The sequence below is a fragment of the Mycobacterium sp. genome, from assembly GCF_965277065.1.
Lineage (GTDB): Bacteria > Actinomycetota > Actinomycetes > Mycobacteriales > Mycobacteriaceae > Mycobacterium.
Map to the genome: position 1 here is coordinate 267,351 of NZ_CBDIBT010000014.1, position 13,184 is coordinate 280,534.

The window sequence follows — 13,184 nt, forward strand, 5'->3', positions numbered from 1 at the left end:
TCGGGCGTCGCGGGTGGGCGTGGGCGCGCTAAAGGGTTCGGGTGATCTGCTCGGCGATGCGGGCGGCGATGGTCGAGCCCTGGTGGGCGACGTCCCAGCCGCAGGCTTCGGCGTCGATGACGACGTTGTTGCGCGCGGTCAGCGCGTGCTGGCAGGTGTAGCCGCTGGAGCCTTCGCGCTTGGACACCGACGTGAGCACATCGCCGTCCTGGCTGACCCCGGTGATCAACCAGGTCTGTGCCGCCATGTTGGGGTTGGTGGTGGTCAGCGAGGTGTTGGTGCACAGCGGCCAGCGCTGGCCCTCTTTGGCGACGAAGTCTTTCGCGGCGTTGGCGCTGGGGAAGCTGACCACCGACTGGTAGACCTCGTGCTGCGGGTGGTCTCGCTCACGCAGGGCCTGGGTTTGCACCGCCTGCCAGCCGCTGCCGGTGTAGGCGCCCTCGTTGGCGTTGGCCCACACCCCGCCGCATTCGGGTTTGTCGGTGGTATCGATGAACAAGTTGGCGCTGCTCAATTTCGGGTAGACCGCCATGTCGGTGGTGACCATCACCGCGTTGACCGTGGCCGTGTCGAGCAGCAGCACCGGCAGCGATTCGTCGCGCACCAGTGCCGGCGGTGGCGGCGCGCCGGGGGTGGAGGGCGCCGACGCGATCACCGGACGGTCGGCCGCGGCGCTGTCGGACTGGTGCGTGACCACTAGAGCGGCAACCAGGCCCGCAGCGGCCAACGCCACCGCCGATGCCGCCGTCGCGACCGGCAGCCAGCGGCGGCGCTGGCCTGCGTTCAGGGGCGGCATCGGCGGGGCCCATCCCGACGCCATCGGCGTCGGGGCCACCGCCCAGGGGGTGCTCTGGTGGGCCGGTTGCGGTGACGCGGCCCACGGCTGTGGCGCGCGGGCCGGGGCCCAGGGGTCGACCGGCAACGGCCGCTGACTCCACAGGTAGCCCGGCATCGTGGGCTCGGTGTTGATCAACATGGTGACTACCTTCCGTGGTGATGTTTCAACTTGGTTGTCGCGAATCAGAGCACACTTTCCGTATCAGTGCAACAACTTTGCTTCAACTTCATGCCGGAGCGCGGCCGGAAGCGAACCGACGGCCGGTGGCTCCCCAGCCATCGTTTATGCCACTGAGCTGGGCTCGACATTGATTTCCGGTGCGAATCGGCGTGGATGGCTGTTCGCAGATCTCATTGAGCATCGCTTCATAAGCGCTTCATCCACAGTCCACTTCTGTGATCTGACTGCGGAAGTGGGTGTGTTACTTTTCCGTAGTGGTGGTCCATGAACGTGTGGAGGGTGATTGATGACGACGCAGCAGGTCGGGCCCGGGTCAGATCCAGCGCCATGGGATCGGCGTCCTGCAGTCACCGTGCGGACCGGGAACCGGACGTACTTGTTTGACGACTCTCAGGCGCCCATCGTGGTGGGCCGCGACAGCAGCGCTCAGGTGCGTGTCGTCGATGAGCACATATCGGGGCAACACCTGCGCCTGGAGTACACCGCGGACGGCTGGGCCGCGGTGGACTCCAGCTTGAACGGGACCTACATCCACGGCGCGCGGCACTCCCACGTCCCCATCCGGGGTGCCACCACCGTGAACCTGGGACACCCGAACGGGGTCGCGCTGACCATTGCCGAGGACACCGCGGCGCCGCGCCCGCTGCCACCGCTGGTGGATGAGGACGACGACGAGATCACCACGCTGACCGAGGTCACCGATCCGGGGGTGGCGCGCGCCGGGGCGGCGGTGGCGGCGCGCCGAAAAGAGCTCGACCTGGCCCAGCGCTACCTGGCGTCCAGCGGCATCATCAGCGCGGGCTCGCTGATCGACTTCGAAAAGGGCCGGCGCTGGCCGCGGACCGCCACCCGGGCCAAACTGGAGGAGGCGCTGGGCTGGCCGCAGGGCCGTATCGTTTCCCTTCGCAACCAGGACATCGAGCCCGACGAGGCGCTGACCGAGGCGCTGACCGGCGCTGACCGCGCGCCACTGATGGCCGAGGTGATGGAGATCGCGCTGAGTAACATCGCCATGACCGTCGAGGCGCTGCCCGAGCCGGTGGATCCGGATTTCACCGCACGGGCCGCCCGCGTGCTGGCTGATCTGCGGACGCTCGAGGCCTCGGCAACGGCGGCGGCGCGCGCCGCCGGCAACTCCTCGATGGCCAGAATCCTCGGCACGGTCCGCAAGACCTACCGGGAGCTAATGTTGCAGGCCGCCCGCACACCCGGCGCCACCCTGGGTCAGCAACTGTTCGCCGCACGTCACCGCAGTGAACTCAGCGTCGAGGAGTTCGCCAACGCCGCCGGCGTGCCGGTGGAGGCGATTAGGGCCGCCGAAGGTGAGGCGGCGCTGCCACCGGGAACCGTCGCGGCGCTGACGGCCGCGCTGTCGAACCTGTGACATCGGGTTGCCGTTGAGGGGGGCAGCGAGGAGTGATGGGCGCACACCGGTGACGATTGAGCTGTCCGCTGATGAGGCGTTGGTGCTGTTCGACTGGCTTGGGCGGGCATCGGCTGCCGATCAGCCGGCGCCGTTTGTCGACAAAGCCGAGCAGGTGGCGCGTTGCACCCTGGAGTGCCTGCTCGAACGCGTCCCGGTGGAGCCCTTCGACCCGGACTACGCGGCCCTGGTCGAGGAAGCCCTTTTCACCTCGTCGCCGCGAGCGCGGCCGGGTGATCAGTCAGCGTTCGGATGAGCTGAGCTTCAGAAACCACGCGAGGTGATAGTTCGCGGTCAGCCATTCGTTGCCGGCAAGGCCTTCGGTGGCGGCGAGCAGCTGGCAGTTCAACAGCAGGCCGGCATCGACGGCAGGGTACTGCGCGAATACTTGATACCGCGCGGTGTCGAGGTAGGAACGCAGCACGTCGAGCTCGGGGCCGGCGACACCCATGCCCCGGGCAGCCGCTTTGGCCAGCGTGCTGACCATGCGCGGCAACCCGTCGCGCCAGTGCGTCGCGTCGCTGAGCACCCAGCCCAGATCGTCGACGGCGGGCAGGCCGCGTGGCTGCGGAGACGTGGTGGTGATGGCGTCGTCGGCGGACCAGCCGAGCGGATCACCCGGTGCGTAGATCGCCGAGGCCTCGGTCTGGCCGAGTAGAGCGTCCACGGTGCCGTAGCGCCGGCCCGGCTCCAGGAGGTGGACGTCGGCGGGCAGATTGATGCCGGGCGGGATCCAGCCGTGCGCGAAGTCGGTCACCAGCAGTGTGGTGCCGTCGTGCCGGATTCCGGCCGCCCAGTACAGCCCGGGTTCTTGCCGCGCAACGAACAGCATCAAGCGTTGCAGCCGTTCGACAGGGGTTTCTGAGGGCGGCGGCAGGATAGCGTGGCGCGCGGCCCGGGCGTCGTCGCGCGGCGGCTCAAGGTCGACGGGGGTGGGGCGAGGCGGGGCGAGTATCGGCTCCGGCGGCAGCGGATTCGCCGGCTGCGGCGGCTCGGGGGGCGGCAGGCTCAACGCGGCCGAGAATTCCTGCACCAGGTTCGCGATCTCTTCGAGCGCCTGAGTGTCGTCGGGCGCGAGCGAGCTCTCCGGTGCCGCCGCACGATCCGTATTCGTATCACGCACGGGCGGCGCGACGCTCTCGATCGGGTCCAGCGAGCGCGGCACTTCGATCTCGGTCGTCTCGTCGGAATCCGGCGCGGCAGCGTAACCCTGCCTATCCTCAGTGGACGGCGCGGCGTCCTCTGGGTAATCCGGGGAGGCAGGCGTCGCGATCTCGATGGTCTCGTCGGAATCCAGCGCGGCAGCGTAACCCTGCCTATCCTCAGCGGACGGCTCTGCGGCCTGCCGGTAATCCAGCGAACTCGGCGTCGACATCTCGGTCGTCTCGTCGGAATCCGTTGGGTCGATGGATATCCGCACGTCGGGAGCGGCCGGCTCGTCGGCCTGCGGGTAATCCGGGGAGGCAGGCGTCGCGATTTCGGTCGTCTCGTCGGAATCCAGCGCGGCAGCGTAACCCTGCCTATCCTCAGCGGACGGCTCTGCGGCCTGCCGGTAATCCAGCGAACTCGGCGTCGACATCTCGGTCGTCTCGTCGGAATCCGTTGAGGCGGTGGATATCCGCACGTCGGGGGCGGCCGGCTCGTCGGCCTCCGGGTAATCCGGGGAGGCAGGCGTCTCGATCTCCATCGTCTCGTCGGAGTCGAATGGATCCGACGTTGCGGTTGCGTGCGTCGGGCGATATGCCTCGACCTCGCCAGATTCTTCTGGCTGCGCCGGAGTGGAGTCCTGATAAGGAGCATCGACCGCCGGCGCCGGTCCGCGGCCGCCAGATACTTCCGCAAGCTCAAAGTCCGTTGTTGAAGTCGGGGTTTCGGGAGTGTCTGGGATATCTGGCTGCGGGGGAGCGAGTTGGAAACGCGGGGACGTGTCCGCCTCGGCGTTGCGGTTGGCAGTCGGCAGGGGCGCGGGCGATTTCGTCGTCCTGTTGCGCAGGTGCCGTACTGAGGACTCGACCCGCCTGACGGCGAAAGCGCGTGCGTCGTCGATAACACGAGCCTCCTGTGCGCGCCGTTCAGATTCAACGAGCCCGGCGCAACGAATCTTTTTGAGTTCCTCGTTCGCCGAGGTGACGATCCGGTGCAGGTCGGCTTTCAGATACTTCACCAGCGGCGCCGTCTCGGCGGTCACGGTCGACAATTCGGCGGGCCACACTCCGCCGGTCACCCAGGGTGCGCAATCGACGGCGGAAGTCTTAAAAGCCGGGATGCTCAGCGATTCTTCGGCAGCCCTTCGGAGGCGCTGTCGCGCCGTATTTCTACCGAAGATCGCCACCGCAGAAGCGTACCGTCATGAGCCTTTCTGCATTCGCGTCGCGGGCGGTGCGCCTGGCCGGGCGCGGCAAGTTAGACCAGGCTCAACGCACATGAGCGTCTGGAGCCATCTCGTACAGCAGAGTGGCCCACTCGTCGTTGATCCGGATCAAGTCGGCCAATCTTGGATCCGTGTCAGGCAGGGGAGAGGAGCCCGCAACGCGGCCGCGCAGCGGTTCGAGTGGGGCAGGGTCAGTATCGAGTTCACGGATGCGGGCTTCCCACTCATCGAGGCGTCGACCCAGCGCGCTGATGACGGCCTCCGACGGCAGCTGCTGATCGGCCCGTAGCCGGTTGAAGACGGTGCGCGCGACGCGGCGTTTGACGCCGCTGATGGCGTAGCCGTGCTCGTCGCGTTCGGCGCGCCGGCGCCGGTAGTACAGCTCGGCCGGACCACCCTTTTTGATCTGGGTCATCGCGATCTGATGCAGCGCCGCGTTGAGTTGGCGGTTGCCGCCGCGGTAGGAACGCATCCGACCCCGGGTAGATCCCGACCAATGCGGTACCGGCGCAAGCCCGGCGTAACGTGCATACGCGGCTTCGCTCGAGAAACGGCCCACGTCAGCGGTTTCCCCGACAATGCGAGCCGCAGTCACCGCGCCGCAGCCGTACAACTCCAGTAGCGAGGGAGCCGCCGTTCGGACTCGGTCAGCGAGCCGTTTTTCCAACCCGTTGATGATCGGGGTCAGGTGCACGACCTCAGCCAGCTCATCGCACGCCAGCTCGGCGACCAACCCGAGGTGCCCGGCCAGTATGTGCGCCAACGCGTGCTGATGCGGCCGCCAGATCAATGCTCCCGGCTTGATCTGGTACGCGGGGTCGAGCTCGTGAATCCGCCACAGCAGCCTCTGCATTGTTGCGGTGCGCTGCTGGATGAGGTCGTCGCGGCGATCGATCAGCAGCTTGAGCTCCCGTGACAGCGGATGGTGGCGCGCGACGGGAAGATTGGGTTCACGCTGCGCGGCGCGGGCGGTGGCCAGCGCGTCGATCGGATCGGACTTGCCCCAGCCCCGCACGCTGGTGCGGGTGCGGGCCATCAGCTGGGTGGGCACCCGCAGGACCGTCTGGCCGCCGGCGTTGAGCAGGTCGCGCTCGAGGCGCGCTGTCATGGCGCGCGAATCTTCCACCGCCCACACCACATCGCGGCCGAATTCGGTTTGGGCCCAGCGCAAAGCGGCGAGATGACCGGGAGTGGTGGCCTCGACGGTTTTTTCGCCGAGTTTTCGCCCGCCCGCGTCGATCGCCACCATGGTGTGGGTGCGTTTGTGGGCATCGACGCCAATCACAGTGCCCCGGTAACCACTATTGGTTGTGTTCATGCACGAAATTATGTCGAGAACGCGTTCGCGACATGCCGGGATTCTTGACGAGATTTGTCGTAGCGGAGGCGCACCATTGACGTGAGGCGCGCGGGACTGCATTTTTGCGGGTGCGGGTCACGTGTCACGGAGCGGCCCCTGCAGGGCCAGGCTTCGACCGCTGGTTGTGTGCGCGCCGGACCCCTCTGGGTTGGGATCCGGCGCCAGAATTCTTGAGAGGCCGCTACGCAATGCAAGACAATGACAGTTTCGACGACTCCGACCTCCATGCGATTGAGCTCGACGACCCACTGTTGAGGCCGCCAGACGCCGTCGTCGAGGAGGCCTTGGACCCGCAGATGGAATATCTGCCGACAGACAAGCTGTCGCCGGACAGATTTGAACAACTGCTTCTTCGGGTGGCGGAAGACGTTCGCGGTTTGCGGAATGTACGGCGATTTGGGAACCCGGGTCAAGCGCAGAAAGGTCTCGACGTCATCGGGATCAACAGCAACGGTAAGGCGGAGGGTATTCAGGCCAAGCGCAGAGACACCTTCACGACAGGCGATCTCGATGAAGCTGTTGAGAAGTACACGGGCTCGAAGTTCTCGTTTCCCTTTGCTCGGCTGGCGATCGGGGTGAGCAAGCGGCTCGCCGAACGGAAGTTCGTCGAGCACCTTATCGGTGTGAACGTTGCTCTGGCCCCACTGGAAGTCGAGGTTTGGGACCAGGACGCGTTGTCGCGCATACTACGACCAAACCCCCAGATAGTCACCGAATTTTTTGGGCCGACGATCGCCACTCGCTTCTGTGGTGAGTACTCCGTGATCGGTGTCGAGATTGCCGGGGAGGATGCGGTCGCAACCGCTGATGCTGTGATGCGCGGGCCGCTGACGACAGTCGGCGGATACGAGAAAATCAAGGCAGCCGAAGAACTAGCTGGTGATGACCCGGCGGGGGCACTCGCGTTGTATCGGGATGTCCAGGAGCGATTGATTGCTGCCGGATTCCCGGCACACGCCGCGGAATTCGACGAGCCGATAGCGCGGTTGCTTGTCGCCACGGGGTCAAACGGCGATGCCGTTGCGGTCGTTATGGAACGTCTCTGGGTCGCTGAACGTGCCGATGATTCGATGAGTGCCCAGATCGCTGCCCGGACGCTGAGATCGCTAGCGGGATTACCCGAGTTCGGGCCCGTGGGTGCCGCAGATAGAGCTTCGCCACTTCTGGTCGCCGCTGCGCGGGTCGCGGAGTTCGTTGCCGACCACTTGCATCAGCCAGTCCCGGTGAAACTCGATCTGCTGACAGCTGAGTTGGCGCAACTCTCACAAGGCGACAGCGCGCAGGCGGTGCTTTTCGCGGCCGAGCGGGCCCTGTGTGACGACGACCTCGACTGGCTCACATCCCATTTGCAATTGTTGGCGGACTGCGCATCTGAAGTGCGGTCCACACACGAAGATGTGGCTCTCAGGATCGACCTGGTCGTAGCCGACGTGACGGGCGATTGGAACGCGCTGCTGCATAAGGCACGGACGACCGCTCGGCGCGACCTTGGTGCCCTGACTCTCGCTAGGTACGCGCGTTTCTCGACGTGGCGGGGAGCCTATATCGAAGCCAACCAGGTGTGGGCTGAGGCGATCAATCACGCCTGCCTGGCGCACCGCCACGAAGACGCCGCGGACTGGCTATACAGCCAACGGTTCGTGATGACTCGCCACGAGCCGGTTTTTGGAGATAGGTGGCATCCTGTCGCCCGCTCCCTGGCGGACTTGCCCTCACGTCCCCGCCTGGTTACGTCGACATCGACATCACGAGAAAGCGCGCTCTCAGCGCTGCGGCAGGACAGAAAGCGGCTTGCCGCAATGCATCTGCGCCGCTACCTCTGTGATGCGATCCGCTCGGGCAGCCTCAACGATGAAATCGATGCACGCATCCTGCTGGGTGGTCTTTACGCTGAGACCAATCAACCGAAGCTGGCCGCCCGCCAGTTGATCTTGGGCCACGATTACGAAGCGGCGCGATCGGTTGCGCAGAGTCTCGGTGATGCGTACTTCGACGTATCCGACTTAATCGCTAGCCCCGTGTCATGGGTAGCCGCAAGCGCTTTCGAGTTCGTGGCCGCAGAGGCCGACCTCGTCCCCGATACCGAGGTTGGCGCCCTCGTTCAGTCGGCTCTCGCGGCTATCGAGGATGTGAACTCGGAAAAACGCGCCGATTCGCCGATCTACAGTCCGCGGATAATCCTCTCCGCGTACAAGATGATTGCCGAGCTCGCCGAGCGTCTGAGCGATCGTGACGCGGCAACCGTACTGGAGGGTCTCCGGGATAAGATCACTGCTGAGGAGCATCATTACCGGCTGACCGACGACAGTCATATACGCATCGCCGCCGGCATCGCCATAACCGGCATCGACGGGAGCGCCTCAGCGGCGCTTGATCATCTGGTCGGGCTGTACGCCCGCGAGGCGCATTCGTTCGATAGTCACGCAAGGGAGGCGTTGATGCAGAACTTGGAGTTAGTACAGGCGCGCCTCCAGGAACTCGCTAAGGCCGGCCACCATGACGCGCGCGCGCTGCTCGCCGCCGCAGACGAGCCGCGTATCGAACCGGAGCAAGCAGCTGAGGCCGCGGAACGTCTACTGAAGCCCACCGCGAATACTCGCGGACGCTACGGTGTGGGAACACGCTCAATCGACGACTCCTTATTGGCGCGTTCGCTTCCGGCGGAGCAGCGCATTCGTTGTATCGACATGCTGCTCCAAAATGCCCGCTCACCTTTTGAAGGCTCAAGTAATAGGCAGACCTATTTCCTTGCGGCGGCCAACCTTTCGGAGCGTCTTCCAGAGGGCGATCGCCAACGATTCTTCGCCGATGTCATCGATTTCATCGGTAATCCCCCGCTGTCGCAGCCGGACATTCTTAACGCGTCGATGACCAATCCGCTGGGCGGGATGCGTTGGGATGGAAGCTTGGATAGCAGGCTCGCAGCAGTACTCACGGCCGCCTTCTTCGCGGACACCCCAAGTGACAAGCGCCAAGTTCGAGATCTGGCAATCCGCTTGATAAGCGTTGCCGGAGAACAAGATCACCATCTCGCGCATGCCCTGCAAGTAGTCGAGGCTGACCTGAAAGAAATCGCGCCGCTCCTGTCACAAGCCGGTTGGGCAATGCGTTGCATTGCAGCAATCGCATGGGCCAGATCGTCCTCGCTCCCGCCCGAGTTTGGTGAGCGGCTGAGTAAAGACTCCGATCCCCGCGTACGCCGCACTCTGGCAACAGAAATTAAAGCTCACCCGAGCCCGCATTCCGATGAAGTCCGCGCAGCTTTGCAATCGGATCCGCGATGGTCGGTGCGATCAATCCTGTTGTGAAAGAGTCAGTTAGCGACTTGTCTGATATCGAGTCTCTCCGTGATGCTGAACAGTCCTGAAGTGGGAGGGTCGGCCGGGCTCTTCGACCGAAAAGCGCTGTACGGTGGGCCGGCGCTTGCCTCAGAGAGTTCGTTCGCGTTCCTCAGTCGGGCATCCGGTGACTTTTGGCGTCGAACCCGGGAGTTGGCCGAAGCTTGGTACGCGCACTACCCCGATACAAACGGCGATCTTCGTGCGCGTTTCCGTAAGGACGAGTTGCGCCAGCACGTCGCAGCGTGGTTTGAACTGTACGTGTTCTCGCTGTTTCGTCTCCTCGGCTATCAGGTTGAGGTGCACCCGGCCCTCCGTGGAACATCGAAACGACCGGACTTTCTCGTCACCCGAGATTCCCACTCCGCTTACATCGAATGCACAGCCCTGGTCGACAGCAGCGAGTGGACAGATTCAGACTGTGGCGCGTGGCTGCTGGACTGCCTCAATGGCGCGCATAACCCTGACTTCATGGTCGATCTCTCTGTCGAGCAGATCGGGACACAGCGACCACGGGCCCGGGAGATCGCCGGACCCGTCGAACAGTGGTTGGCGAAGCTGAACTGGGGCGATGTTTCGTCGCAAATCGCGGCCGGTATGGATGCGCCGACCAACCCGTTCGAGTTCCGGGATTGGAAAATACGTCTCGAGGCGTGGCCTGTTGTTGCCGATCGGAGAGGCAAGCCCGGCAGACTGGTCGGGTCGCACCTCATCGGAAACGAAAACCCTCGGCACGACGAAGATGACGTTCGTCGTCTTCTTGCCAAGAAGGGCTCGTACTACGGACTACAAGCTCGACCACTTGTGCTGGCAGTCCTGAACTGGTCGGGCTTCATCGATGAGCACGACGTGACAAACGCATTATTTGGCTCGGTCGTTGTTCGCTACTACCAGGGCGGTGTGAACATGCCGCCTCCGAAACAAGTGCGGCTTCAGGATGGGTACTGGCGCCCCCGTGGATCCACGCGCGGAAGTCGAGTCGCTGGAGTACTTTTTAGCGACCGTTTACTGAAACCTTGGAATCCAACGAGCGCATTGCCGCTGCTGTGGGTGAACCCGTGGGCACCAGAACGACTTCCAACGATGCCACCGTTCGGAGTTCGAACCGCGGGCGAAAGTGGTCGAATACAGTCCACGGCTCCGCTGCGAACCGCCGCGGATGTCCTGAAAATCCGATGGGATTCGGACGGCGAAGAATGAGCTGGCCTGAGAGCAACCCCAGGGCCGTTCCCGTCCGCGCGGAACCCCACACTCCCGTGGCCCGGGCACATGGTGGGCCACCACTCGGATGGCTTCCCCGGCCACGGGCCACCATCCGCGCGGCGACTGCTGGGCCCCATCCGCGCCGCAACCGTTGCGGCACTGCTTCATCCGCGGTGACCACGACCACTCCCAGCCCAATGCTAAAGACCGTCCAGCGCGCTCATTCCGTGTGCTCACTAGGGAACAACAGCGATGTGGCGGCTCGCGGCGCGCCAGAACAGGTCCAACTCGGACACAGCAGTGTCGTGAGTGATCAACCAGTGCCCGCCCTGATCGACCAGCACGATGGGCCTGGGGTTAGTGCGTTGATAAGCATTTCCCATGGTGGCCACGGAAGCTCCGGCAAGGTCATTAGCTGCAGGTTGGATGTCGGTCACGACGAAGTTAAGAGGCAACGAGCGGTGCCGCATGCGGTTCAGATGATCATCAATTGTCCCGGCCTCGTCGGGGCTGAATCCGGGGGTGACGATGTTGGTTTTGTTCGCAGCGGGAATGTCCGGGTCAGTCAACTCAGCCAGGATGACGACCACTTGATCGACGGTGGGGACGGGTCCGGTACACGCGGGTCGGTCGGGGTCTCCGCAGTCCGCGTGGGCAATTGCGGGGCCAGCCAGTGATGCGGCGAGCAGCAGCGCAACGACGGCGATTTTCATGCCCGGAATTTAGCGTTGTTTGCTGTCAAAAATCTGAACGCAGTGAAGCCGGCACGATGGCGGGTACTGCTCCACATCTGGTTCAAAAACGCCGTAGCGGCGTCGGTGGTGACCAGCCAGTGTCGGCTCTGGTTGACCAGCACAATCGGCACTGGGCGGATGGAGTAGTAGGGATAGTCTCTCGGGGCGGCCACGGTGGCTCCCGCGAAGTTGCCGGGTGCAGGTTGAATGTCGGTGACGACGAAGTTGAACGGGATGTACCCACGCCCGTTAAGCGAATTCAGATGATCGTCGATGGTCCCGGCGTCGTCAGGTGCGAATCCGGGGGTGACGATGTCGCTCTTGTTCATGGCAGGGATTCCGGGGTCGGTCAGCTTGGCCATGACGGCAACCACCTGATCGACGGTGGGCACGGGTTCGTCCGCATGAGCCGTTGCGGGCGAAGCGATCAACGCCGCCGCTGCGGTGATTGTCGCGATGACAGCAAGATTCATGGAGCATCATCCGGCGGCGGTGAAGCATCGCCCGGCGGCGGTAACAGCCCCTTAAACGCACCCCGGTTCGCGCATCCCGGTGGAATCGGGGTATCCGGGTTGATGCGGTAAAGCTGTGCAACTTTATTGCAGTAACCAATCCCAGTCGTCTGGATACGCGGTTGTGCTGAAACCCACCACGGGGCGACGAGCTGACCCGGCATCGCGGGACCGACGATCAAAGCCGCAGGTGCGGCCACACCAGCCAGGGATACAGCGAGCAACATGACTCTGACGGCCGCCTTCATGCTCACACGTTAGCTCTGCTGCCTGTTAACGATCTGTACGCAGTGAACTGTCGCTCAGCTTAGAAAAGCTGTTGTCGTTACCGTCGACCGTGGTCTGGCCGTTAGGCTCCACGCGATATTCCACGCAGGTTGCACGGTTTCGTATATGGCCTGCTCAAGCTGTGCCCCCGGCAGGGATTCAAACCTGCTGAAGGCCTGCGACATCCGGTGTGGGGAATACCGTCATTTCGTTTAATGCATCTCCGCCAATGAACTGGATTAATAATGTTGCGCCACAACGCAGTTCAGCCCGGCAAGCAGATTCGACGTTTGTCGCCGAGGTGGTGCTCACAGCGTTACCCACACCAGAGGCCCAGCTCAGCGTCCATCAATCTACGGATAAGCCACCGAAGATCTGCGCTACGTTGCGCTCCCGTTCCCGCTTGACGTTGGCGCGAGCTGCATTCAACGATCGCCGCAACTGATTGTTCTCGGTCATGGCTTGATGCATATTCTTGTTAAGCTCCCCGATCAGGCCGCGGAGCTTTGAGTTTTCCTCCAATAAGTGGTTGCCCTCGGGGTCGTAGAGTTGGCCGATGAGGTCGCTGATTTGCGCGTCCCGGTCCTTCAGCGCTGTTCGCAGGCCCTTTGCGAAAGCTTCGGCATTCATGGCGCGCTCGCGCCACGAGGCCGTGTCTTTCTGTGGCTTGTCCGTGCTTCGAGTGGGGCTTCCGGCCTGAGAGGCATCCCGAGCAGCGAGCACAGCGGCTTTTAGCTCTGGACGGCGTTCATCGTAAAGGAATGTCTTGCCGACCCGGGCGAGAGTGCAGACGTCCTCCACGGTGAAGGCATTGCCGGTCTTGACGAGTCGTGTCAGAGCCTTTTGTACTCGGCGTTCGCAGTCGTTGCTCCGCTGGACGCGTTGCTCGATCGCCTCGACCGGTCGTCGACGCGGCACTTGCGTCGCCTGTATGCCTTGGTTACTCAATGCATTTCTC

General features: G+C 63.8%; 9 protein-coding genes and 1 pseudogene. 4 read left to right on the plus strand and 6 right to left on the minus strand.

Annotated features, from left to right (window positions below; translation table 11 throughout):
• Window positions 1–28: 28 nt before the first annotated feature.
• Window positions 29–976, minus strand: coding sequence for a sensor domain-containing protein (locus tag ACQY5A_RS04010; RefSeq protein ID WP_428339083.1), 948 nt, complete (start codon window positions 974–976; stop codon window positions 29–31).
• 328 nt (window positions 977–1,304) lie between these two features.
• On the opposite strand from ACQY5A_RS04010, the gene ACQY5A_RS04015 reads away from it, so the two are divergent.
• Entirely contained in the window at window positions 1,305–2,402 is a 1,098-nt protein-coding gene (locus ACQY5A_RS04015; protein WP_428339084.1) for an FHA domain-containing protein, read from the plus strand.
• Window positions 2,403–2,451: 49 nt separating this feature from the next.
• Window positions 2,452–2,697: a hypothetical protein gene (locus ACQY5A_RS04020; RefSeq protein ID WP_428339085.1), complete on the plus strand. Its 246-nt coding sequence runs from the start codon at window positions 2,452–2,454 to the stop codon at window positions 2,695–2,697.
• Here the strand turns inward: ACQY5A_RS04020 and ACQY5A_RS04025 are convergent.
• Entirely contained in the window at window positions 2,683–4,665 is a 1,983-nt protein-coding gene (locus tag ACQY5A_RS04025; RefSeq protein ID WP_428339086.1) for a DUF5631 domain-containing protein, read from the minus strand. The genes ACQY5A_RS04020 and ACQY5A_RS04025 overlap by 15 nt on opposite strands.
• A gap of 418 nt (window positions 4,666–5,083) precedes the next feature.
• Window positions 5,084–6,130 (minus strand): annotated as a pseudogene (locus ACQY5A_RS04030) (IS110 family transposase); the annotation flags it as partial.
• A 230-nt stretch (window positions 6,131–6,360) separates the two neighbouring features.
• Between ACQY5A_RS04030 and ACQY5A_RS04035 the strand changes: the two are divergent.
• A complete protein-coding gene (locus ACQY5A_RS04035; RefSeq protein WP_428339087.1) occupies window positions 6,361–9,480 on the plus strand; it encodes a hypothetical protein in 3,120 nt (1,039 codons plus the stop codon).
• Window positions 9,481–9,522: 42 nt separating this feature from the next.
• On the plus strand, window positions 9,523–10,710 hold the full coding sequence (locus ACQY5A_RS04040; RefSeq protein WP_428339088.1) for a hemin-binding protein: 1,188 nt from the start codon (window positions 9,523–9,525) through the stop codon (window positions 10,708–10,710).
• Window positions 10,711–10,949: 239 nt separating this feature from the next.
• Here ACQY5A_RS04040 and ACQY5A_RS04045 read toward each other — a convergent pair whose 3' ends face one another.
• From ACQY5A_RS04045 to ACQY5A_RS04055, 3 genes are all read right to left on the minus strand, one after another.
• A complete protein-coding gene (locus ACQY5A_RS04045) occupies window positions 10,950–11,303 on the minus strand; it encodes a hypothetical protein (RefSeq protein WP_428339089.1) in 354 nt (117 codons plus the stop codon).
• Window positions 11,304–11,422: 119 nt separating this feature from the next.
• Complete coding sequence (locus ACQY5A_RS04050; protein ID WP_428339090.1) at window positions 11,423–11,920, minus strand: hypothetical protein; 498 nt, start codon at window positions 11,918–11,920, stop codon at window positions 11,423–11,425.
• 654 nt (window positions 11,921–12,574) lie between these two features.
• The gene (locus tag ACQY5A_RS04055) at window positions 12,575–13,174 is read right to left on the minus strand and encodes a hypothetical protein (RefSeq protein WP_428339091.1); all 600 of its coding nucleotides are present in this window, start codon (window positions 13,172–13,174) and stop codon (window positions 12,575–12,577) included.
• Window positions 13,175–13,184: the final 10 nt, after the last annotated feature.